This is a genomic window from Bernardetia sp. MNP-M8, assembly GCF_037126285.1.
In the GTDB taxonomy this organism is placed as follows: Bacteria; Bacteroidota; Bacteroidia; order Cytophagales; family Bernardetiaceae; genus Bernardetia.
The window spans coordinates 1829701-1853837 of the sequence record NZ_CP147012.1 but is presented as its reverse complement, the minus strand read 5'-3'; the positions used below and the strand labels follow the sequence as shown (position 1 = coordinate 1853837).

26 protein-coding genes are annotated in these 24137 nt (G+C 31.1%); 16 read left to right on the top strand and 10 right to left on the bottom strand.

The window, feature by feature from the left end:
• Positions 1-127 precede the first annotated feature (127 nt).
• From V9L04_RS07695 to V9L04_RS07665, 7 genes are all read left to right on the top strand, one after another.
• Positions 128-1171 carry an IS630 family transposase gene (locus V9L04_RS07695; RefSeq protein WP_338790635.1) on the top strand — a complete coding sequence of 348 codons (1044 nt, stop codon included), beginning with the start codon at positions 128-130 and terminating at the stop codon, positions 1169-1171.
• Between the two features lie 401 nt (positions 1172-1572).
• On the top strand, positions 1573-2994 hold the full coding sequence (locus V9L04_RS07690) for an MBL fold metallo-hydrolase (protein ID WP_338793512.1): 1422 nt from the start codon (positions 1573-1575) through the stop codon (positions 2992-2994).
• Between the two features lie 67 nt (positions 2995-3061).
• The gene (locus V9L04_RS07685) at positions 3062-3625 is read left to right on the top strand and encodes a YeeE/YedE thiosulfate transporter family protein (protein ID WP_338793511.1); all 564 of its coding nucleotides are present in this window, start codon (positions 3062-3064) and stop codon (positions 3623-3625) included.
• Positions 3626-3695: 70 nt separating this feature from the next.
• The gene (locus V9L04_RS07680) at positions 3696-4205 is read left to right on the top strand and encodes a DUF6691 family protein (protein ID WP_338793510.1); all 510 of its coding nucleotides are present in this window, start codon (positions 3696-3698) and stop codon (positions 4203-4205) included.
• A 176-nt stretch (positions 4206-4381) separates the two neighbouring features.
• Positions 4382-4951 (top strand): glutathione peroxidase, encoded by a 570-nt coding sequence (locus V9L04_RS07675; RefSeq protein WP_338793509.1) that lies wholly within the window; start codon positions 4382-4384, stop codon positions 4949-4951.
• Positions 4952-5075: 124 nt separating this feature from the next.
• Positions 5076-6698: a thioredoxin-like domain-containing protein gene (locus V9L04_RS07670; protein WP_338793508.1), complete on the top strand. Its 1623-nt coding sequence runs from the start codon at positions 5076-5078 to the stop codon at positions 6696-6698.
• Between the two features lie 84 nt (positions 6699-6782).
• Positions 6783-7508 (top strand): hypothetical protein, encoded by a 726-nt coding sequence (locus V9L04_RS07665; RefSeq protein WP_338793507.1) that lies wholly within the window; start codon positions 6783-6785, stop codon positions 7506-7508.
• Between the two features lie 60 nt (positions 7509-7568).
• Here the strand turns inward: V9L04_RS07665 and V9L04_RS07660 are convergent, their stop codons facing one another.
• The 4 genes from V9L04_RS07660 to V9L04_RS07645 all read right to left on the bottom strand — a co-directional run bounded on the left by V9L04_RS07660 (position 7569) and on the right by V9L04_RS07645 (position 11977).
• Positions 7569-8213, bottom strand: a complete 645-nt coding sequence (locus V9L04_RS07660; RefSeq protein ID WP_338793506.1) for an oxidoreductase — start codon at positions 8211-8213, stop codon at positions 7569-7571.
• 108 nt (positions 8214-8321) lie between these two features.
• Positions 8322-10226 carry a M23 family metallopeptidase gene (locus V9L04_RS07655; RefSeq protein ID WP_338793505.1) on the bottom strand — a complete coding sequence of 635 codons (1905 nt, stop codon included), beginning with the start codon at positions 10224-10226 and terminating at the stop codon, positions 8322-8324.
• A 198-nt stretch (positions 10227-10424) separates the two neighbouring features.
• Complete coding sequence (locus tag V9L04_RS07650; protein ID WP_338793504.1) at positions 10425-10649, bottom strand: SpoIIE family protein phosphatase; 225 nt, start codon at positions 10647-10649, stop codon at positions 10425-10427.
• An 11-nt stretch (positions 10650-10660) separates the two neighbouring features.
• Positions 10661-11977 (bottom strand): 7TM diverse intracellular signaling domain-containing protein, encoded by a 1317-nt coding sequence (locus V9L04_RS07645; RefSeq protein ID WP_338793503.1) that lies wholly within the window; start codon positions 11975-11977, stop codon positions 10661-10663.
• Between the two features lie 301 nt (positions 11978-12278).
• On the opposite strand from V9L04_RS07645, the gene V9L04_RS07640 reads away from it, so the two are divergent.
• The 6 genes from V9L04_RS07640 (at position 12279) to V9L04_RS07615 (ending at position 16624) form a co-directional block, all read left to right on the top strand.
• Positions 12279-12818, top strand: coding sequence for a GNAT family N-acetyltransferase (locus V9L04_RS07640; RefSeq protein WP_338793502.1), 540 nt, complete (start codon positions 12279-12281; stop codon positions 12816-12818).
• 262 nt (positions 12819-13080) lie between these two features.
• Entirely contained in the window at positions 13081-14154 is a 1074-nt protein-coding gene (locus tag V9L04_RS07635) for a M42 family peptidase (RefSeq protein ID WP_338793501.1), read from the top strand.
• Between the two features lie 222 nt (positions 14155-14376).
• Positions 14377-14772: a hypothetical protein gene (locus V9L04_RS07630; protein ID WP_338793500.1), complete on the top strand. Its 396-nt coding sequence runs from the start codon at positions 14377-14379 to the stop codon at positions 14770-14772.
• Between the two features lie 4 nt (positions 14773-14776).
• Entirely contained in the window at positions 14777-15199 is a 423-nt protein-coding gene (locus V9L04_RS07625) for a YraN family protein (RefSeq protein WP_338793499.1), read from the top strand.
• A gap of 108 nt (positions 15200-15307) precedes the next feature.
• Positions 15308-16174: a glutamate racemase gene (murI, locus tag V9L04_RS07620; protein WP_338793498.1), complete on the top strand. Its 867-nt coding sequence runs from the start codon at positions 15308-15310 to the stop codon at positions 16172-16174.
• Between the two features lie 33 nt (positions 16175-16207).
• Positions 16208-16624 carry a hypothetical protein gene (locus V9L04_RS07615; RefSeq protein WP_338793497.1) on the top strand — a complete coding sequence of 139 codons (417 nt, stop codon included), beginning with the start codon at positions 16208-16210 and terminating at the stop codon, positions 16622-16624.
• 105 nt (positions 16625-16729) lie between these two features.
• Here V9L04_RS07615 and V9L04_RS07610 read toward each other — a convergent pair whose 3' ends face one another.
• Complete coding sequence (locus V9L04_RS07610; protein ID WP_338793496.1) at positions 16730-17845, bottom strand: hypothetical protein; 1116 nt, start codon at positions 17843-17845, stop codon at positions 16730-16732.
• Between the two features lie 182 nt (positions 17846-18027).
• Between V9L04_RS07610 and V9L04_RS07605 the strand changes: the two genes are divergently transcribed.
• The gene (locus V9L04_RS07605) at positions 18028-19209 is read left to right on the top strand and encodes a hypothetical protein (protein WP_338793495.1); all 1182 of its coding nucleotides are present in this window, start codon (positions 18028-18030) and stop codon (positions 19207-19209) included.
• A gap of 36 nt (positions 19210-19245) precedes the next feature.
• Here the strand turns inward: V9L04_RS07605 and V9L04_RS07600 are convergent, their stop codons facing one another.
• The 4 genes from V9L04_RS07600 to V9L04_RS07585 all read right to left on the bottom strand — a co-directional run bounded on the left by V9L04_RS07600 (position 19246) and on the right by V9L04_RS07585 (position 21871).
• On the bottom strand, positions 19246-19839 hold the full coding sequence (locus V9L04_RS07600; RefSeq protein WP_338793494.1) for a hypothetical protein: 594 nt from the start codon (positions 19837-19839) through the stop codon (positions 19246-19248).
• A 119-nt stretch (positions 19840-19958) separates the two neighbouring features.
• Entirely contained in the window at positions 19959-20774 is an 816-nt protein-coding gene (locus V9L04_RS07595; RefSeq protein WP_338793493.1) for a hypothetical protein, read from the bottom strand.
• A gap of 85 nt (positions 20775-20859) precedes the next feature.
• Positions 20860-21291, bottom strand: coding sequence for a hypothetical protein (locus tag V9L04_RS07590; RefSeq protein WP_338793492.1), 432 nt, complete (start codon positions 21289-21291; stop codon positions 20860-20862).
• A gap of 55 nt (positions 21292-21346) precedes the next feature.
• A complete protein-coding gene (locus V9L04_RS07585; RefSeq protein ID WP_338793490.1) occupies positions 21347-21871 on the bottom strand; it encodes a hypothetical protein in 525 nt (174 codons plus the stop codon).
• 284 nt (positions 21872-22155) lie between these two features.
• On the opposite strand from V9L04_RS07585, the gene V9L04_RS07580 reads away from it, so the two are divergent.
• Positions 22156-23013 (top strand): energy transducer TonB, encoded by an 858-nt coding sequence (locus tag V9L04_RS07580; RefSeq protein WP_338793489.1) that lies wholly within the window; start codon positions 22156-22158, stop codon positions 23011-23013.
• 10 nt (positions 23014-23023) lie between these two features.
• Entirely contained in the window at positions 23024-23446 is a 423-nt protein-coding gene (locus V9L04_RS07575; protein WP_338793488.1) for a hypothetical protein, read from the top strand.
• A gap of 87 nt (positions 23447-23533) precedes the next feature.
• Here V9L04_RS07575 and pyrR read toward each other — a convergent pair whose 3' ends face one another.
• Positions 23534-24067, bottom strand: coding sequence for a bifunctional pyr operon transcriptional regulator/uracil phosphoribosyltransferase PyrR (gene pyrR, locus V9L04_RS07570; RefSeq protein WP_338793487.1), 534 nt, complete (start codon positions 24065-24067; stop codon positions 23534-23536).
• Between the last annotated feature and the right edge of the window lie 70 nt (positions 24068-24137).

Sequence of the window (24137 nt, the reverse complement as noted above, 5' to 3'; positions counted from 1 at the left end):
TCATAGATACAAAAAAGCATTATATTTTTTATAATGCTTTTTTTGTGTTCTTAATTCTACAAAATATAGTTTATACTCATCCGTAATTAGATTTCAAAAATATCTAAATTTTGATTATTTTTAGCTTATGAATTTTCAACTTAGTATTTCTGAACGAGATATTTTAAAAGATTATCGTAAAAGTTCTTCAGGAAAGAAGGACTATATTCGTTGTACTGTTCTTTTAGGTCTTGACCAAGGTAAGTCAGCAAAAGAGTTGTCAGAGCTTTTAGGTGTTGATTTAAGTAGTTTTTATAATTATGTAAAAAGTTATAATTCCTGTGGTCTTTCTGGTTTTATTTCTTCTAATTATTTAGGTTTTTGGGGTAAGTTGGATAGTTTTGATTTGGCAGCTTTAGATAAAGAACTTCGTTCTCACTTGCATAAAAACTGCCAGTCTATTGCTTATTGGATAAAAGAAAATTTAGGTATTGATTACGCTATTAAAAGTCTTCCTAGTTTGATGAAACGTCTAGGTTTTTCTTATAAAAAGACAAAAACAGTTCCTGCTAAAGCTGATAAAGAACTTCAAACTCACTTTATAGAAGATATAGAGGCTTTGATAGAGCGTTTAGATTCAGAAAATGCTGTTCTACTCTACGCAGATGCTGTTCATCCTCAATGGAATACCCGAAGTAATTATGCTTGGATTCCAACAGGAGAGGAAAGAGAAATTAAAAGTAGTAGTGGTAGAAAGCGCATAAATTTGACAGGTACAGTAAACATTCAAAATCCAAGCGATATACTCATTAGTGAATCAGAAACAGTTGATTCAGAGAGTGTAAGAGAATTTTTAGATAAAGTAGAAGCAGCGTATTTAGATAAAAGCAAGGTGTATATGGTCTTAGACCAAGCCTCCTATTTCAAATCTTATTTGGTGCAAGACTGGGTATATGGCTCTAAAATAGAACTCATTTACTTGCCTGCCTACTCGCCTAATTTAAACTTAATTGAAAGACTTTGGAAGTTGATGAGAAAGAAAATAATTGATTATGAATACTACAATACATTTGAAAAATTTAGGACTAACGTCCTTGCATTTTTTGAATATATCGTTGATTATAAAGATGAGCTAGAAACACTTTTAGCCCCTAATTTTCACGTCCAATTTTCGAAAACCAATTTCTATTGAGTATAAATTAAAATTCAAGTAATTAAATTGAATATTTTTTTTATTACACTTACTTTCATTGTTTGCTGTTTTTACAATAATTAATTACTGTAAAGATAAAGGAGTTAAATAGTAATTTTTTAGTAACTCAAAACAACTCTAACAATAGCTTGTTGCTTAAGTGTTTGTTTTTCAGTTTGTTAAGGGTATATTGCTAGGTCTTTCAATGTATAAAATAGTATTTGTGCTAAAATTTAGACTAAAAAAAAACTTCTGTAACAAAAGTAACTGTACCCAAACAACTAATAGCTTAATTTTGTAGTATCTTAGAATGAAAAACAAACGTATAATCAATTACTTTACACGAATTTTTTTAAACTTATCATTTCTAAAGACCATTTTTTAGAAAAAAATCCAAAATTATGAACATAGAACAAATTTATACAGGCTGTTTGGCACAAGGTGCATATTATATTACTTCAAATGGCGAGGCTGCCATTATTGACCCACTTCGTGAAGTGCAACCCTATCTTGATCGCTTAGCAAAAGATGATGTCAAACTTAAGTATGTTTTCGAAACACATTTTCATGCAGACTTTGTTTCAGGACATTTAGATTTATCTAAAAAGACAGGTGCACCAATCATTTATGGTGCGACAGCACAACCCGAATTTGATGCTATCATTGCAGAAGACGGACAGACATTCAAAGTAGGAAATATTACTATCAAAGCTCTTCATACACCAGGGCATACGATGGAAAGTACAACCTATTTGCTTTTAGATGAAAATGGAAAAGAACATGCTATTTTCTCAGGTGATACACTTTTTATTGGCGATGTAGGTCGCCCAGATTTGGCTCAAAAAGCAGCTCACATGACACAAGAGCAATTAGCAGCAACTCTTTTTCATTCGTTAAGAGATAAAATCATGACTTTGCCAGACGAAACTATCGTTTATCCTGCACATGGCGCAGGTAGTGCGTGTGGAAAGAATATGAGTAAAGAAACAGTTTCTACTATCGGAGAGCAGAAGAAACTCAATTATGCCCTTCGTGCAGACATGACAGAACAAGAATTTGTAAATGAAGTTACAGATGGACTTTTACCAGCTCCTGCTTATTTTGGAATGAACGTAGCCATGAACAAAAAAGGCTATGATAGTTTGGACGATGTTATGAAAAAAGGTAAACAGGCGTTAGAACCAAATGCTTTTGAAGTAGCAGCTGAGGAAAGTGGTGCGCTTATTTTGGATACACGTAACCCAAAAGAGTTTTATCAAGGTTTTGTACCACAATCTATCAATATCGGAATTGATGGAGGTTTTGCGCCTTGGGTAGGTGCGATGATTATGGATGTACAACAACCTATTTTGCTCATCACAGACGAAGGAAGAGAAGAAGAAACAATTATTAGACTTAGCAGAGTAGGTTTTGATAATGTTTTGGGTTACCTCAAAGGTAGTTTTGCAGAATGGAAAGCAGCAGGAAAAGAAATTGATACAATTGATAGAATTGCTCCTGAAGAGTTTGCTCAAAAATTTGATAAAGAAACAAGCAAAGTTGTTGATGTCAGAAAAGAGAGTGAATATGCAGCCCAACACGTAGAAGAAGCGTATAATAAACCGTTAGATTTTATTAATGAGTGGGTAAGAGATATTAATCCAGATGAACATTTCTTTATGCACTGTGCAGGTGGTTATCGCTCTATGATTGCTGCTAGTATTTTGCAAGCAAGGGGTTACCGTAATTTTACAGAAATTGAAGGTGGTTTTGGACAAATCCAAAAACAAGAAGCTATCCCTACTTCAAATTTTGTGTGTCAGAGCAAAACACTTTCTAAATAGATTTTTTCTCAGGTGCCAAACCTATAAGGTTTTTGAAAACCTTATAGGTTTATATAAAAAATAAAAAATGATAGAATTTATAACACAGCCATGGTCTTGGTACGTGGCAGGTATTTTGGTAGGCTTAACTGTGCCTACACTTTTAATAATAGGTAATAAATCTTTTGGAATTAGTTCTTCGTTGCGCCATGTTTGTGCGATGTGTATTCCTGCCAAAATTCCATTTTTTCAATATGAATGGAAAAAAGAAATATGGAATTTGTTTTTTGTAGTAGGAATTCTTTTAGGTGGAATGATTGCAGCCAATTTTTTATCAAATCCAAATGATGTTCAGATTGCAGCAACTTTACAAGCAGATTTAACTACTTACGGGATTATAGATTATTCAAACCTTGTTCCTTTAGATATTATGAATTGGGATAGTTTTTTTACACTTAAAGGATTTTTATTGATGGTAGTAGGAGGTTTTTTGGTAGGCTTCGGAACTCGGTATGCAGGTGGGTGCACAAGTGGACATGCCATTATGGGAATGTCTACCTTTCAATTTCCTTCTTTTGTAGCCACTTGTTGTTTTATGATAGGAGGATTCATTATGGCAAACTGGATTTTGCCTTTAATTTTATCATTATAAAAAATGTGTTTATTTATATCCCTTTACAATCTTTACAAAAAGTATTTCTTATCTGATAAAAATAATACGAATGAAAAATCAAACACTGCCATTTCAGAAAACGATAGCAGACACAACTCGCCGAAAGGATGCTATTTGTGTCAATGAAAGTGATAAAACAGAAAAATGGTATCATAATTTTAAATATTTACTTGTTGGTATTGCCTTCGGAATTGTCTTTGTCAAAGCTGAAATAATTAGTTGGTTCAGAATACAAGAAATGTTTCGTTTAGAATCTTTCCACATGTATGGTGTTATCGGAACAGCTATTTTGGTAGGAATGCTTTCTGTTTTTATCATCAAAAAATTTAATATCAAGACTTTATCAGGCGAGAAAATAGTCTTTAAAGATAAAGTATTTAACAAAGGGCAAATCTATGGAGGACTTATTTTTGGCTTGGGTTGGGCAATGACAGGCGCATGTCCAGGTCCTTTGTTTGCTCAAATAGGTACAGGTGCAACAGTGGTTTTGATTACACTTCTGAGTGCTATTTTCGGAACTTGGACGTATGGATTTTTGAGAGAACGTTTGCCTCATTAAATTTATAATTGAAAATACAAATTATTAGAGTTTAAAGTAGAACCATTCTTTTTGATGAAGGATGGTTTTTTTATGTGTTATATTTTCTAAATCTCATCTTGAAAAATAAACATTCAAATCTATTCAAACGTTTAGCAGGTAAACCATATTCATTTATTCCACCCAATTTTAAAGATATGAAAATTCTATTTTCTAATTTATTCCTTTTAAGCTCACTAATTTTATTTTTAGCAAGCTGCAATAATTCTCCAAAAACCTCAAATGCATCAGATATGACGACTACAAATCCAACTTCAGCAAAAACAATTTATGAATTTAAAGTAAAAGATATCGACGGAAACGAAGTTGATTTATCACAATACCAAGGTAAAAAATTAATGATTGTTAATGTAGCTTCAAAATGTGGTTTTACTCCTCAATATGAAGATTTACAAAACGTAAAAGAAAAATACAGTGACAAAGTAACAGTTTTGGGTTTTCCTGCTAACAATTTTGGGGGACAAGAACCAGGGTCAAATGAAGAGATTAAAGAATTTTGTTCGACAAAGTTCAATGCAGATTTTGATATGTTCTCAAAAATTTCTGTTACAGGAGATGACCGTGCGCCATTATATACGTGGTTAGTAGAAAAAGCAGGTGAAGAGCCTTCTTGGAATTTCTGTAAATATATTGTGAGTGAAGACGGAAAAACAGTTCAGTTTTATAATTCAAGAGTAAACCCAATGGAAATTGCAGAGAAATTATAAAATGTGTGTTCATTTACTCAGAAATGAATAATTGTATTTCAAATTTGTAGGGAAAAGGCTTGCCTTTTCCTTTTTTTATAAAATAAAATCCTAATTCCTTTTAATATACCAAAACACCAATTCAATGAAAAATTATAAACTCGCCGTGGTTGGTGTTCCATCCAACGGCATAAAAATCTTACTTTTTTCTCTTTTACTCATTTTTTCCTTTACATCTTGCAATGAAAAATCTAGTTCGGCAAATGAACTCAATAAAGACAAATCAGAAAAAAAAGTAATCAAAATTAATCCAAAATATATGGTTGTTCCTCCGACTACTGCCCCCGAAATTGATACAGAATTTGGCTGGGTAAATACTGAAAAATCGTATAAATTAGCAGACTTTAAAGGAAAAATAGTTTTATTAGATTTTTGGACATTTGGTTGTATCAATTGCCAACATATTATTCCAAACCTTGAGAAATTAGAAAAAGAATTTGAAAATCAACTTGTCGTTATTGGTATTCATTCAGCAAAATTTAGTGCAGAACAATCTACACAACGCATTCGTCAAGCTGCCTTAAAATTTGGAGTTCATCATCCTGTTGTTAATGATGCAGATATGAAAGTTTGGCAGAACTATGGAATTCGTGCTTGGCCTACTATTACACTTATTTCGCCGACTGGAAAAGTTGTTTGGCAACGTGCAGGAGAATCATTTTATGAAGATGCTCGCAATCAAATATTAGCTTTAAAAGAAAAACACAAAGCAGAACTAAATACGCAAAAATTTGAATTTCAGCTTGCTCAAGTAGAGGAAAAAGAACTTATGTTTCCTTCAAAAATAATAGAAGCAACAGCAGAAAATGATAGCAATGAAAATGAACCTATTTTTTGGATTGCTGATAGTGGAAATAATAGGGTTTTAAAAATAAATTTGAAAGGCAAAGTTTTAGAGACTATTGGAAATGGTAAAAAAGGAAACACAGATGGAAATTTTGAAGAAGCTACTTTTTATGAACCTCATGGACTGGCTCTTTCTCAAAATGGAGAAAAATTATATATTGCTGACACAAAAAATAATGTAATCAAAGAAGCTGATTTAATAAATAAAATAGTCAAGACCATCAGTGGAACAGGTGAAACAAGTTATTATTTTGGAGACAAAAAATGGGGAGAAAATGTAAATCCGAATTCGCCTTGGGATTTGCTTATCGATAAAAAATACCCAAATACAATGTATATCGCTAATGCAGGAAATCATCAAATTTTGAAAATGAACTTGCAGGATTACAAAACTGAACGTTTTGCAGGAAGTGGAAGAGAACAGCTCACAGATGGTGATGATTTTAAAAAGGTAGCCTTTAATCAACCAAGTGGACTTACACAGTTTGAGAATTTCTTGTATGTAGCTGATGCAGAAGCGAGTGCGATTCGTCAGGTAGATTTACAGAAAAAAGAAGTCAGAACGCTTGTAGGTTCAGGACTTTTTGATTTTGGAGATACAGATGGAACAGCACAAAAAGCAGTTTTACAGCATCCAATAGGAGTTTTTTACACAAAAAATGAAGTTTATATTGCTGATACCTATAATGGAAAAATAAAAGTTTTAGACTTAGAAAAAAATAGAGTTAAAACGTTAATAAGTGGACTTTCAGAGCCAAATGATGTTCTTTTAATTGGAAATTATTTATATATTTCCGATACAAATAATCATCAAATTTTGAGAGTAAATACAAAGACTTTTGAAAAAGAAGTGATTTTGTAGCTTACGCTTTAGCGTGAGAAGATATAAAAAATGTAACGTACTTTTCAAGGTGCGAATAGTATTTTCACTATAAGAAATAAAATTATGGCATTAAAATCAGAAGGCGTTTGCTTCTACTGCAATGAAATAGTAAGCAAACAAGGAATAACAAAGCATATATCCTCTCATCTTAAAAAGATGGAAAAAGAGATAAATTATGATACAAAAAGTACAGATACTTATTATCAAATTTCTATAACAGCAGATGAAATGTTTTTGGTAATAATTATAGAAAGTAAAGTTAGCTTTACTACCTTAGATGTTTTCTTGAGAGATATTTGGGTAGAGTGTTGTGGACATATGAGTAGTTTTAGAACAAAATCAGGTATTAGTATAATGGATGCTGATTATGATTCACAATCCATGAAGACTCCTCTCTCAGATATATATGAAAAGGGACTGATTATGGACTATGAATACGATTTTGGTTCGACTACTTATTTGAAAGTCAAATTTGTAAATGAATATATTTTGCCAAAACAGAAGAAAAAAATCAAATTAATCTCTCGTAATGAACCTTTACCTATTGTTTGTACAATGTGTAAGAAAGAATATGCAAGAGAAATTTGTTTAGTTGATATCGATTACGATTATAAAGATGGATATTTTTGTAAAAAATGTTCTAAAGAACATGCTAAAGAGTGTGAGGATTTTGATGATTATGCAAAAACTAAAATAGTCAATTCACCTAGAGCTGGAATTTGTGGATATGATGGAGGAAGTATAGACAAAAAAAGAGATGGATATTACAAACCTAAAACAATAAGCTGATAACCAAATAAAACCCACGAATTTATTCGTGGGTAATTACTTCGTCTATAAAAAACAAAATCACATCTTCTGCAATTCATCATTCTCAATAATTTCTAATTCGTTCTTTCCATCATTGGCAGCTTTTATCATTGCTTTTGCAACTTGTGAAGCCTCAATTCCATCGTATTTTGCTGGAATAATCGGACTAAAAAGTTTAGAAAAAGTTTGTGCAATTCCTTCTCCCAAGCGTTCCTCTTCTCTATCTCCTAATAAAAGTGAAGGACGAACAATCGTTATTTTTTCAAAATCTAATTGAGAAATAGAATCTTCAATTTTTCCTTTTACTTCATTATAATAAAAAAAAGAATCTTTATCTGCTCCCATTGATGAGACTAAAGTAAAAGATTGAGCTTGATTTTGTGCCATTATACGCCCAAATTCCCAAATATAGGTGTAATCAACCTTGTAAAATGCTTCTTTGCTTCCTGCTTTTTGACGTGTTGTTCCTAATGCACAAAAGGCATCATCACCATTTATTTCTTTTTGATAAATAGGTAAATGATCAAAATCTACAACTACATATTCTACCTTTGGCAAATCGGATGCTTTTGCTTTGCGAGTGAGAGCCAAAATTTTATCATATCGATTATCTTCTGAAAGGTGTTTGATAAGCTGTTGTCCGATAAGTCCTGTACTTCCTGCAATTACGGCTGTTTTTCCCATTTTATTTTTCTGATTAAAGAGTTGTTTCTAAAAAATGTGTATGATTCTATTCTATTAAAACAAATTAGGATGTGAATGTTTTTTTGAGAAAGACAAAATAATGATTTTCTAGTAAATTGTAGTTGTATAAACCTCTTTATTTCCTGCATTATCAGTAACTGTCAATACAAATTCGCCTTTCAAGTTTTCCATTTGGTCAGACATTTCAGAAGTCAGTGAAGCTGTTTTTGCATCAAAATTCATTAAAAGCCACTTTCCATCAATTGTTGCACGAAAAGAGTCTATTCCAGAACGACTATCAGAAATTTTGCAAATTATACTCTTCGAATTCTTACGAGTAATTCTAATATTTGGCTTATCGTCATCTTCTACTAAGCGAAATGTTCCTAAATTACGAGTTTTGAACTCAAAAATATCGCCTTTCCACTTTCCACCAGCAAAGCCCAAACTTCTTCCATAAACAGCATAGGCATGAACTTTTGATTTATTTTTGATAGAAGAAGGATTTTTAGGTTTTAATTTGACAGTAATATATTTTTGAAGAGCCAAATCAGAATGGTCAATCACAAAATCTTCTGTATTGAGATAATTTTCTTTTGTTTGAAAAGCTAAATAAGTAGTGTCGTATAATGCTCCACTTGGAAAGTAAATATCAAAATCTTTATGATAGAAAGAAAAATTAGTATTTGAAGGAACTTGTGCTTTTATATTTGGATAAATGGTTGTTCCATTTGGCAACACCAAAGAATCAGGTAAGCCTGTTCTCAAATCCCAAAAAAATGTTCCTGTGCTTCCTACTTCAAATTGAGGTTTGATTTTATAAGCTAAATGGGATACACAAACTTCTGCTTCTTGTTGTTTATCAGAAGTCAGTGCATTAAAAATCATATAATTATCTTCAATCTTATAATCATTGAGTTTTACAGGATAATTTTTGACTGCTTTTTGATTTTTATCACCCACAATTTCAAATTCTGTATTTGATTCATTGCCATAAGCATCAGTCATTCGGATTCTGACTTGATAGGTTTTGCCATCTTCTATAAATAATTTCCCTTTATTTTTAGAAGCTGCGTAAAAATGTAAATGTTCTCCACCATCAGGTACATAACATTTTCTGTATCTTTTTCTTGTCTTGACATAGTATTCATAATTCATATAATTATTCATGTGCCTTTGATTGGCAAACGAAATTCTATCAAAATGAACCTTAAAAGTCTGTTTTTCATTTACAAAAACTTCAATTTCATCCATTCCATAACTAAAGTAAACTTCATCAGCTTTGTCTTTTGCATCAATTTCTAATCCTATCAATCCGTAAGCTGTCATTTTAGGAACTCGTAAACCATATTTGTTTTTTCCTGTTGAATAAGCTCCCACAATTTCTCTATTATACTCTCCTCTTATCATTGCATTTTTTTCTAATGGAATAAAAGCTACTCTATCCATAATTGGTGCGATATTGTCTTTAATTTCATCAAAGCCATAATCTAAAGGGTTCAAAGCTCGCTCGCCTGCATCACGAATTTCGAAGTGTACATGAGGACCTCCAGATGAACCGCTATTTCCAGAAAGAGCTATAATTTCTCCTTTTTTGACTGGAAATTGAGAGGGCGAAAGATATAAATCTACTTCAAAACTCTCTCGTTGATATTGAATTTTTCTGACATAAGCTGCAATTTCTTTATTAAATTCACTCAAATGACCATAAAGTGTAGTTGTTCCATTTTTATGTTTGATATAAATGGCATTTCCGTAGCCTGAACCTTTTACTTTTACCCGAGCTACATATCCATCAGCTGCTGCATGGACAGGCAAACCAATTTGATTATTAGTTCTTACATCAATTCCCATGTGAAAATGATTTGAACGAAGTTCTGCCATTCCACCTGATAGCGAATTTGTTGTATTTGGATTGATAGGATACATATATTCTCCTCGTTTTTGGGCAAAACTAAAAGAAACAAATAAAAAGGAAATGAGAAAGATAAGCAAAAAATGGATAGACTTCAATTGGAAATAAGGAGTTTTAATATAAAAATATGAAATAGAATAGGTAGAGTTTTTTTGAGGACTCAAACAGTATGTAAAGTAAACAACTATAAAATTATGTATCAAGAAAGTTAACTCGTAATGTTTGATTTGTGTTTAAAAAAAATAGTGAACCTTTACAGGATTCACTATTCAATGAGTATTTATAAGAACAGATTTCTATGAAATACGTACACCAATAATAGCAATATCATCACGTTGTGCTTCTTTGCCTTTGTGCTGATCAAATTTTTGTTTAATGATATTTCCTTGTTCTTTCATAGGTAGATGAGCTACATCGTGAATGAGTTGTTTTAGTTTATGAGAACCAAATTTCAAATCATTTTTATCATTTTGGTCTGCATATCCATCACTAGACAAGTAAAAACAATCTCCCTCTTCCAAAATAAGTTCGTTTACCTCAAAATCTCTTCTTTCTTTGAGTATCCTCCAATACTTTGGCGTGTTCCTCTTATTTCTATAAGTTCTTGAGTAGATTTTTTGTAGTAATATAATGGTCGTTTTGCTCCAGAGAAAAGAATTTTACATCTTCCATTTGTCAAATATTCTATTACACACAAACCAACATCCATTCCATCATCATTTGTGCTATTCTCTTGTTTTAGAGCTTTTTGAATAGTGAGATGAAGTTCTGCCAAAATATCATCAGGAGCTTCTAATTCATTTCTATCGACAAGAGCATCAAGAGCAGCCGAACCAATCATAGACATAAATGCTTCTGGTACGCCGTGTCCTGTACAGTCTGCAACAGCTAAATAAACTTTTCCTTTGAGATCTGTTAGCCAATAAAAATCACCAGAAACAATATCTTTTGGACGATAAAATGTAAAATAATCTTTTAAGTGACTATCCATACGTTCCTCAAAAGGTAAGATTGCATCTTGAATAGTCTGTGCATAACGCAAACTATCTGTAATACTTCGGTTAGCATCTGCAATCAGTTTATTTTGCTGTTTTACTGTTTCTACTGTTGAGTAAAGTTCTTCATTAGTAGAATTTAGCTCTTCATTAGTGGCTTTTATTTCTTCATTGATAGACTCAATTTCTGCCGAACGCTCTTCAATGGTATCTTTTTGTTTCTGTACAGTTTCTAGCATTGCATTGAGTTCTTCATTAGTAGAGTTGAGTTCTTCATTCGAAATACTCAATTCCTCAGTAGCTTCTTTTACTTTTATAGCTAAAACTTTATTTTGTTCTACTACTAATTTCTCGTTTTCTTTTGTCTTTTCTAAGGCTTCTTTTTGTGCTTCTTCTTTTTGTTTTTTATAGACGTTTATTCTATCTGCAAGTGCAAAAGATAATAATACTACTTCTATGGCAGAGCCAAAAAGAACAGAATTATCTGTAAACCAAGTATTAGGAATAACTGCATTAAGTTGTAAAATAAATACAATCAATTCTATTAAATAAGCAAACCAAGCTACTAAGAAGAAACGAGCAGGCTTGTATCCTTTTATAAGTAAGTATATACTTGTTCCTAAAAGATAAATAGCTATTAAAACTACTGTAAGTTGTCCAATTTTAGCACTTATATCGTATATGCCTATTAAACCTAGTATTACACTTATTACAGATAATCCTACTAATACATAAAAAATTTTATCTAATATAGGATTATTATTTTTTAACTCTAAAAAAGTTCTTGCAAAGAGTAACATAAAAATTATTGCTGTGGAAGAAACCACAGGAATATAAAAGTTAAAAATAGGCATAGAACTCCACAAGAACTCAAAATAGTAGCCCTATTGAAATTGCTTTAATAAAAAGAATAATTTTTTTTATTAAAGTACAATTGTAATAGCCTATACAAGTTAAAAAGACTCTTTTTTGAAGGTTACATCATATTTGGTAAATGTATTAAATAACAAAAGATAATTTTTATTTATGAAATAAACTCTTTAAAAGTGCTATTTTTGAGTGTTATTTGTTATTATTTGGTTAAAATGGATTAATATAATATTTTGTGCTTAACTTTGATTGAAAATCAATATAAAATACTAATTACAAGAAAACATGAAAATCTTAGAAACAGAAAGATTGATTATCGAAGAAGCTAATTTGAGTGATGCACCTTTTTTTCTTCGGTTATTAAATAGTCCAAATTGGATAGAATTTATTGGAGATAGAAACATCAAGTCATTAGAAGATGCGACTAAATATGTTCAAGAATCTTTGATAGATAACTACAGAAAAAATGGCTATGGATTCTATAAAATGAATTTAAGAGAAACTAATCAAGCAATTGGAGCTATTGGATTTTTGAAACGTGATTACTTAGAGTTTCCAGACATTGGATATGCTATTTTACCAAATCATGAAGGTAAAAGATATATAAGTGAAGCAGCAAAAGCTATTTTAGAATACGGACAAGATAAACTTTATCTAAAAGAAATAGTAGCCTTCACAACAGAAGAAAATTTGGCTTCTCAGAAAATTCTATCAAAAATTGGATTACATTTTATAGACAAAAGAGCTTTAGATGGAGAAGAATTTTTATATTTTTCCACAAAACAACCTTCATCTAATAAATTAAAACTAGACAAAATACATTAAATTTAATGTAGCTTATTTATTCATTTAAGATAAATATTTTGACAGGCATCTAGAATAAAATTAATGCTTTTTCTCTAAAAGATTGAACCCATTGAAGCTACTTATACATCCAAAAATCAAAATACAGTATCAAAAAAAACTTTTTTCATAGTCATTAGATTTGCTATATTGGTATTTATATTCTACCATAGAACACACTTTCAAAAGTGTAGTAGTAAATTAAACATAACTAAAACATTCCTAAAAAAACAAAATGGCAAAAATGAATAAAAAAAGTCGTGATTTTCTCTTCAATTACCTCAATAATTCTTCTCCAACAGGCTATGAGCAAAGTGGACAAAAAATTTGGTTAGATTATATCAAGCCTTATACTGATTCTTATTTTACTGATACATACGGAACTGCTGTGGCTGTAATTAATCCAGAAGCAAAATATAAAGTCGTCATTGAAGCACATGCTGATGAAATTGCTTGGACTGTTCATTATATTACTGATGATGGCTATATCTATGTCAAACAAAATGGAGGTTCTGATGCTATCATTGCGCCTTCAAAACGTGTAAATATTTATACAGACAAAGGAATTGTAAAAGGTGTCTTTGGTTGGCCTGCAATCCATGTTCGTGAGCGTGGAAAAGCAGATACACTTCCAGAAATAGATAATATTTTTTTAGATGTAGGTGCAACAAGCAAAACAGAAGTCGAAGAGCTAGGCGTTCATGTAGGCTGTGTAGCTACTTTTGAAGATGAACTTATTGACTTAAATGATAAATTTTGGACTGGACGAGCTTTAGATAATCGTATTGGTGGTTTTATGATTGCAGAAGTAGCACGCAGAATTCATAAAAATAAAGATAAGCTAGATTTTGGTTTATATATCGTAAATGCTGTTCAAGAAGAAGTAGGTCTAAATGGAGCAACAATGATTTCTCGTACTATTGAAGCAGATGTAGCGATTGTTACAGATGTTTGTCATGATACTGCTTCTCCAATGTATAACAAAATCAAACAAAGTGATATTCGTTGTGGGCGTGGTGCAGTTCTTACTTATGCACCTGCTGTTCAGAACAATCTTTTAAAGCATATTGTTAAAGCTGCTGAAGAAAATAAAGTGCCATTCCAACGTCTGGCATCAAGTCGTGCCACAGGAACAGATACAGATGCGTTTGCATATTCTGGAAAAGGGACAGCTTCTGCGCTTATTTCTATTCCCTTGAAATATATGCACACAACAGTAGAAACAGCTTCTAAAAAAGATGTAGAAGCAGTTATTGATCTGATTTACCAAAGTGTAATTAGTTTGAAAGGTGGAACAGATTTTAGATATATAAAATAAATTGGAAAAATGGGTTTAAGTCTCAATGCTTGAATCCATTTTATTTTTTATGCTAATTAAATTACAGTTTTTGAGTTAGGCTTATTTTTTGCAATTTTATCTACTTTATAATTACTGATAATCAAGTAATTAACAAATCTAATCTTAATTTTATTTTATCTTGAATAATTTATAATAAAGGATAAGATTTATATAAAAATACTACCACTTCAAGAACAACTCATGAAATTAAATTTTACTTTACTTCTTTTTTTTCTTCTATCAATTTTATTTCTGTCTAGCTCTTTTACTGTATTTTCAAAAGACCCAATTCCTATAAATCGTTGGGTTTTGTTTCAAAAAGAAGGTGGAGTAGAGTTTTATATTCAGCATAGAAGTTCGATGTACGATACTCGTTATAATACACTTGTTAGACTTCGAAACACAAATACATATGAGGTAAAGGTAAGTTTTACACCTTCTTTTGGTTGTGAAGGAGAAAGCAAAATGCAATTGCAGGGGAGAATACAAACAGCAATTTATCCACGTCATTCGGTTACACTTTTAGCATATCGTCCTTGTCAAGGCAAAATTCCTGAAAGGATAAGTTTTAATTCCATGGATGTCAGAAAAAGATAATTTTATGAAAGAAAAACCTAAACTCACTCAAAAACAAAACACAGGTAAAAAAGGCGAAGAGTTAGCATTACAATTTTTAATAGAAAATGGATTTGAAAAACTAGCTACAAATTATAGAGCTGGCAAAGGAAACGGTATAGGAAGTAATGGCGAAATTGACATTATTGTAAAAAAAGGAAATGTCATTCATTTTGTAGAAGTAAAGACAATAAAAAATGATAATTTTGGCAATCCAGAAGAGTTTGTAAGTGAAGCACAAGCCTCAAAAATCTCCCAAACAGCCGAATTATTTTTAGAGAAATTGGAAGAAGAAAACAATCAAGAATCTACTTATGGATTTAAGGGATTTATTCAGTTTGATATAATCTCAATACTCTTTGAAAAGGATATTTTAAAAGAAATTTTGCACTTAGAAGATGCTTTTTAGTGAAATTTAAGCCCTAAGAGTCTTTAATAATCTTAGGGTTTTTGTAAAATAGTCGTACTTTTACATTCCTCATTCAAAATTATTAAGTAAGCAGATTTACATAAATTAATGTCAAATAAAGACGAACAAAACACTCTAAAAACCTATCTTCAAGAAACCAAAAATACTAACCCAATAGGAATTTTTGATAGTGGAATTGGAGGACTTACAGTGGCTTATGCCGTCAAAGAACTTTTGCCACACGAACAAATTATTTATTTTGGAGATACTGCACATTTACCTTATGGCGAAAAATCTACGGCAGCTTTACAGGCTTATTCTATCAAAGCTGTTGATTTTCTTTTAAAACATCATTGTAAGGTAATTTTGTTTGCTTGTAATTCGGCTTCTTCGGCAGCTTTCGAACTTATAAAAGAATACACAGCAACTAAAGCAAAGGTAATTGACGTTATTCAGCCTGTTGTAAATTATGTTGCTAATCGTTTTGAAGGAAAAAATATTGGTCTTATTGGCACTCGTCAAACTATAAATTCAAATGCCTACCTTCAAAAAATAGATAAAACAGATAAAAATATTAATCTTTCATCCGTTGCAACACCTCTTTTGGCTTCTATGATTGAAGAAGGTTTTTTTAATAATACGATTAGTAAATCAGTTATTGCAGAATATCTATCAGATGAATCTTTACAAAATATTGAAGGTCTGATTTTGGGTTGTACGCATTATCCACTCATTAAAAAAGATATTGATTTATTCTTTCAAGAAAATTTTTCTCAAAAAGTGGAAATTATAGATGGTTCTTTTATTGTAGCTGAAGAAGTTCGAATTTTCTTAGAACAAAATAATTTATTGAATCCTTATTCTACCAAAGAAGATATTTTTTATGTGTCTGACCTTACCAAATCATTTGAAGAAACAACAAAAATTTTTTTCAGAAAGCAGGTAGAATTAGAGTTATATAAACTTTGGGAGTGATTTTTACAGTTACCAGTTAAAGGCAAATTTCTTATGAAAAATATAATTTTACTTTTCTTTATTTTGGCTTTTAGTTCTTGCCAAAACTATTATCGAACAAAAGAGGCAGAAAGAAATGAGATTTTACGCATCTTTAGAGGTTTCAAAAGTGTTAAAAGCATAAGTGTTAAACGCTATAAAAAAGAGTATTGTTACAGTTTTACATCCAAACCATTTGTTTATAATAAGGATGATTATAATGCAAACGAATTTGATAGTTTATTACTCAAAATAGAGGGTTTAGAAAATGCTTCTTCAAAATTATATTTAGATGATTTTGTTGCCTTAATAGTGTATGAGAGAGAGAAAAATGAAATAGCTATTTGGTTTGAAAATCCAGAGGGTGCTTTATTTCAAAATGGACAATGGTTTAGAATTGATAACCCTCATGATATATTTCCCCGTTTTTAAATCTTTTATGCCGTTGTCCTCACGAGCGACAAAAAGTATCAGATACAAAAAAACCAATTTCATCAAAAGTGAAATTGGTTTTTTAGAATGCAGAATATTGTAAATTTAGTTTCTCAAAATAGCTGCAATTTCTTCTTTTCCACCCATTACTTTTTCGGCATCATCTACAAAGACTTCTCCTCCATTTTTAAGTGTATAAAATGCAGCTTCATTGTAAAGACATTCACTACCTTGATTGGTTCTAACTTTATAATTTTCTTTATCAAATTCTCCCCAACGGTGTCCTTTTCCTACAAAAAGGGTATCTACACGACCTTCATAAGCAGCTTCTACCACATCAGCAATTTCTGAAACTGTTGGTTTTGCTTTAGAGTTGTATTGTTCCATTTTCTTATTTCTGTCTTCTGAAAAGCGAAGTGAAACAGTAGGATTGACAGCTTCCAAAATTTCTTTTTCTGAATGATTATCAAAGTTTTTAGTAAACTGATGTGCAATCAAGTTTGGATATGTATTAGCTTCTTCATAAATGGCATGCATACGCTCATCGCCTACCAAAACCAAAGGAACAAAACTTCCACCCGTATTGATAGCAGGACGAATGGCTTCATCTATTCTTCTAAAAAACTCAAGAACAAACTCTTTTTCTCGGTCTTCTATTGGTGCATTTGCATGAGTTGCATTTCCTGTGTAAGGGCGACCCTGAACTTCTTTTTCGACATCATAAAATTTGGTGACTTCTTTAATATCTTGTGGCATATCACAAGCAATAGGCGAAATTGCACCATTCGAAACCATAAAAGCAGCAGGTTGATGCTGAGAAAGACGTAAAATATAATACATCTTATCGTTGTCTTCTATATCTTTGATAAGCTCTTTTATGTGCATGCGTCCGTTTACGGTTGTATGCGCCTCTACTTCATAAGGCAAAGAAATAGTCTTAAAAAAATTATCTCCGACAAAAATAGCTAATCCTTGTTTTTGATTTGACCAAAAATTACTATCTTCTAAAAGATTTTGAACAGGTTTTAAAAATGTTGTAATTTCGTTTTCTAAAAGACCTTTTCGTTGCAGTTGTTGTTCTGCTTCCTTGATTTGGTTTTTTAGATTAATTTTGTCGTATCCTTCTTTTACTTCGTGTCCTTTCTGATGAGTAGGAATATAAATACTAACACAATGTTTGGATTCTTGTGAGGCGAGTTCTAAAATTTCGTTGCGATTCATAACTATAAAAATTAAGGTTAAAAAATGGTAATCAATATCTTTATATTGATTAAAATACTCTTTTATAACAATAAAATCCTATTTATTGTTTAATAAAATTCTGAAATATACGTATATAACAACTCTATTCTTATTTCAGAAAACTCTTTTATTCCTAAAGTCTAACTTCTTATTTTACTATTATGTCATTAGCTATTATTTTGCATGCCGTCGGAACAATTCCACTTTTTGCTTCTCGTGCCTTTTTACCTGCTTTTCTGACTTCATTGCTTTTTAGATTTCCGAATATTTTTCCTTTTACAGAGGTAGATGCCCCTTCGGCAGAACTTTTTATTACACAAACTCCTGTAATTATTGTCCTTGGTATTTTGGCAGTTTTAGAGATTTTGGCAGATAAGAATACAGATATAAAAGTTCTTTGGTTACAAGCAGAACCTTTTTTGAAACCAATTATTTATTCAATAATGCTTTTAGGCGTTGTTGATAATGATTCGGAGGCAATTATGCAAGGAATTTATCAAGCAGGAATGGGAGATTATGTAATGATTTTCTTTACAGCAGGTGCTGTTTATGGACTTACAATTTTGAGAGCATCCATACAACAATGGCTTTTAGAAATTGATGGAGATGGTGATCTTTTTCTCAATTTTATATTTTCTAGTATTGAAGATACATTTGTTTTCTTTGGTTTTCTTTTACTTTTGGCGACAGGAATAGGAGCTGTTATTTTCTTTGGAATTATTGTAGGTATTGTTTATTTATGGCAACGAAAAATCAAATCCAATGAAGAAAAACAAAAAATTACGTGTTTTTCGTGTCAGCATAAAAATCCTCCTTTTGCGTTAGAGTGTAGTAACTGCCATACTCCACAAAAAGAAATTTATAAAATAGGGTTTTTAGGACAGAAAAAAGAAGAGCAAATAAATGATGATGCGAAAGCTAGAAAAAAACAAATGCTTAGTCTTCTTACTCAAGAACGCTGTGGATATTGTGCAGTAAAGACAAATAAAAAAGTGTGTCCTACGTGTAGAAAAGAACATATTTTGAATAGTTCTGAAAATAGAAAAGCCTATATTATGTTTGTACAAAAACGCTATGCACTTTGGTTTCCTTTGAGTATAGCATTAGGTTTTATTCCAATTTTAGGAATTGCTATTGCTGTTTTGGGTGCTAACTTGTACGTTTTTGCACCTCTAAAAAGGCAAATTCCGACTATAAAAGCTGTAGGTGTTCAAATTCTGACTAAACTACTTATTTTCATAGTAATCTTTTTTGGCTCAATTGCAGGATTTATTTTAGCTCCTTTATATTGTTCTATTCGCTTTTTTATGTGGAGAGCTGCTTTTGTTAAGCATTGGAAATGATTTATTTAAAATAAATTGTAAAAAAATAATCACAAATTATTTTTTCTCTTCTTCTGTTAAATACCTTTCAATTCGTTTTAAAACAAGAGCTAAAAGACGAGGAATAAGGAGTCTAATAAGTTGAGGTAAAAGAATAGCAGAAGCTACAAAAAGACCGATTTCCAAAACTTGGTCTTGTAGCTTTTCAGAGAAATGTCCTGTTGTGATGAATAGCCAAATATCTTCTAATAAACGATAATTGACAGCAATAAGAAAAGGAAGTGTAGTCATAAATGCCCAAAAAGTAGCACTTTCTTCTAGCTTGGTAAAGAAAAACTTGATGTTTTCTGAATGCAACTTAAAAGCATCTTCAAAACAACAAAACCATGATTCTTCTTTATATTTTGTTGGGTCAGGAACAAAATTAGTAACATCGCCATCTAGTTCTATGAGTGTTCGAAGAAGGAATTTTTCGGTACTTACTCCATCTTCCAAAACATATTCAAATTCTGTATCAATCGTATAAGCTCCATATCGTATAATTTCAATCAAATATAAAATAAGACGTGGCGCAGCAGAAATATAACCTAAACGAATGTCTAGCCATCTTTTAAATTTAACCCAGAAGTTTTTTAGGATTATTTTCCACACGAATCAATTACAAATTAAAAATTAAAAAAGATTTTTTAACACAGAGTTAAGTAGAACAGCGAGAATACAGTTTTGACAGTTTGTTTATAAATTAAAATTAACTGGTTACTACTTACTGATTATCCTATTCGCTTTGGTTTACTCGTCAGAGTATCAGCAGCACTTCCTGTATTGACTTGCTTTCCTGTTACACTTGTAAATACAGTTCCTGCAAGCCTAGAAACAGCTTGAAATAGATATTGCCACATTCGGATAGAAGTCATTATTGAAGATTCATGTACTTCTTTAATCATCTTTTGTTCTCGTTCTGGAAAGTGTAAAAAGCGTGTTGTGATATAAGAAGTAATATCTCCTTCTACTTGAACAACTGTTTGAAGCAACACTCGCTGAGTTCCAATTTCATTTGCCTTTCTGATGATAGAAATCTGACTAGGATTGAGTTTCAAATCTTCCAAATGATTCAGACGCATAACAGGAAAGTCATTATCACTTTCAATAGGATCATTAGATTCATTTTGTAAATCTAAAAAAATATCAATCATTTGTTGGCTTTGTCTTACAATACGTTCACAAAGCATTACTCTTTCGTTGAGTATATCTGTTTCTAAATCGGTAAGGTGAACACGCTCTAATTCTTGCTTAAACTCATCTCGTTTTACTTCTGCAAAATGCTGAATTTCTAAAAAAGAATCCAAACCAGCATTCAAGTTTTTAAATTCTTTTCGCATTTCTTGACTGTCTTTACTTTCTCCAATTTCTGGATTGATAGGAGAAACAGTATAAGAAGTAAGTAGCTCACGATATCCACTAGCAATATCATAAAGTTCCCAACGGTGCGAACGAGGTTTGTCACACAGTAATTGGTCTTTTACGATAGTGTTTACTTCTAATCGTAAAAGGTCATTTGCCAAATTGGTAATAAAATCCTTTTTCATAAAAATTACAAAACGCTTTAACCTTATAAATAATTAACTCAATAGTATAAAACTAATAAACAAATAAGAAAGAAATAGTATTTACTTATTTTTCTGAACGATTGAGTTCTCTAAAAAGGTCAATCAAAGAAGCAATTGCTTGTATGTTTCCTTGAATAATTTCGTGTCCTTTTTCTTCTTTATGAGCATGGAAATTACGCATCCATTCGTATTCATCGCTTACCAACTCTTTACTAATATGTGTTGTAATATCTCCATCAATCAAATTGATACGGCTATTCATGAGCTTGTAATCGTGATCTCTTTTTAAAGAAACCTTTTCGTTTACATCTACATCAAAATCGCCTACAATTGTCTTGATTTCTAGGTTTGTCAAGTCTACTACACGCTCTTCGACGTATTTAATGAAATCTTGGAACGTACTTACATTTGTTTTCTCAACACTATTAATACTTGTGTTGGTCGGAACAACTGCACCACTTCCTCCGTTTGCAGGATTATTATCTTCTAATGCCATAATTTTTCTAATGATTAATTATAAATTGTTAATTATAAATTTGGACTTACTTTTATTACCTATCCGAAACGTGTGAACCACCAAAGATTCCACTTTTTCGTTTACATCTTTCAATAGAAGCCAAACGCTGTTCGATTTGATGCGTATCAAAAAGATATTTTATACTTTCATTATACGACTCAATAGCCTTTGAATAGTGTGCCTCTATTTCGTGCATAATTCCATATTCATTATGAATTGTTCCCAAGTTGATTCCTTCAAATTCTGAGGCTCTGTTTAGTAATTTTTTTAGCTCATCAAATGCTTTTGTAGAAGAAAGCAAAACAGCATAATTATAATAAACAGGAGGATAATCAGGCGAATATTGCAAGGCTAATTTATAGCACTCTTCAGCATTTTTTAAGTCTTGGTATTTGTTGTGATAGACCCAACCTAAATGATTATAAGCCCTTCCAAAAGTAGGGTCTTCTCTAAGAATTTGTTGTAATTCTTTTACAGCTTCGCCAATCTTATTTTCTTTAATAATGGCATCAGCATGCATAAAACGTTCGTATAAATCTGGGTTTGTATCAAAAATCATAAATTGAATAGTATTTGAGTGTGCATAATAATCAAATTCTATTTCAAAAACAATAACAAGCTAAGTACAAAACAAAATTTTAGATGTAGAACAAATCAAAATGTTACTTTCTTGGCTTCTCCGAATTGTAAAAAGTAGATTCTTTATTTTTTAATTCAATTTGTGGGTTATAAGTATTTCAGAATTTCTAGTCTGAATAAATAGCATTTTACTAGTTACACAGACTAGGAAGTCTGTGATACATAACTTGAGTTATTTTTTATCTGATTTGATAATTCAATTTTATGAAACGATTTGTAAAGTCTTTTACTCGTTTATTTTTAGTATTTTTTGTTTCTAATTTCTCTGTCTTTGGACAAAATGAGGAGCAAAGAGACCAAGTTCTTATTAATGTAATAGAAAACCCTCCTGTTTTTGAGGGAGGAATGAATAATTTTTATACAGTTGTAAATAAAAACCTTCGTTCTGTTGATGATAAAATAGGGAGAGTTTTTGTTCATTTTTTGATAGATACAACTGGAAAAATGACAGGATTTAAGATTTTAAAAGGACTTTCTGAAAAAAGTGATGCTGAGGTTTTAAGGTTGATGAATTGGATAAATGAAAATTATAGCTGGAAACCTCGTTTGGTTAGGGGACAAAAAGTAAAAACTAAACAGTCTTTACCTATCGTTTTTAAAGAAGAGAACACGATTCCAATAGAAATAAATGATTCTTTACAAAATGTAGAACTTGATTTGTATTTTCTTGATTCGATTAAAATTCCTACTGTGGAAATAAAAAGAGAGGAAGAAGAGGAAGAAATAGTTTTTTGTCATTTTGATGGTTCTATTGCTACTTTTGAAGGTGGAATGAATAATTTTTATAAGGTCATTAAAGAAAATTTACGTTTTCTAGAAGAAGGAAAAGTAGGAAGAGTATTTATCAAATTTGTAATAGACACAACTGGAAAAATGACAGATTTTGAAATAATGGAAAGTCCAAGTGAGCAAAATAGTAACGAAGTTTTGAGAGTGATGAACCTAATAAATGAAAACTATAGTTGGAAATCTGCCAAACAACGAGGTAAAAAAATAAAAGCTAGAATGACTCTTCCTATTAAATTCTATTTAGACAAAAAGAAAAAATCAACACAGAAATAATTTATAGACAATGAAAAATATAATCTTAGAACTACTACTTTTATCAACTTGTCTATTTAGTTTTCCTGTTTTTGGACAGCAAAAAGATACTACACAGATAGAAGAAACTAAAATTTATACAATGGTTGAAAACCTACCTATTTTTGGAGGAGGAACAAATAATTTTTATAAAATTTTTAGTAAAAATCTCAGAATAGCAGAAGAACCTAATGGAATAGGCTCAAGAGTTTTTATAGAATTTGTAATAGACACAACAGGAAAAATGACAGATTTTAAAATATTAAAAAGTAATTTCTCTAAAAAAAATAATGAAGGGTTTTTGAAAACCTTAGACTTTATAAACGAGAATTATAATTGGAAATCTGCTGTTCATAAAGGGGAAAAAGTGTTTTTTAGAATGAACTTGCCTATTATTATTCGTCTTTCAGAATAAACATAAGATAGATATTTGTCGTTGGTGGGGACACCAACAACAGCTATTTTTGCCATTGTCGGTGTCTCCACCGACGATAACTTGCTACTAAGAAATGAGCCAAATTTTATCTTCCTTTGCTCCTTCTTGCGTCCATTCTACGTCTATGTGTTCGGATAAAATAGTATTTACAGTTTTTCCTGTGTAGTTGGGAGCAATTGGCAAATCTCTCGTATATTTTCTATCAATCAATACTAACAAATCTACTTTTTTTGGTCTTCCAAATGCTGCCATTGCGCTCATCGCTGCACTAATTGTTCTTCCTGTGTAAAGAACATCATCTATCAAAATGACTTTTTTATCTTCTATTACAAAAGGAACTTCTGTCATATTGGCTCTCAAAGGCTCATTTCTTCTTCTAAAATCATCTCTATAAAAAGTGACATCTAGCTTTCCAAAAGGAATTTTTTTATTCAAACGACTTTCTAAACGCTGATGAATGCGCTCTGCAAAGAGTGTTCCTCGTGGCTGAATTCCCAAAAGAACAGTATCAGAAAAATCGGAATAGTTTTCTATAAGTTGTTCACAAAGACGACTTACTGTAAGGTCTAATAATGCAGAAGAAAAAAGTAATCTTTTCATTGTACTGATAGTTGAAAGCAAAAGTTATTTATATAAAATAATTGAATACAGTGTAAAATGCGTTTGTTTG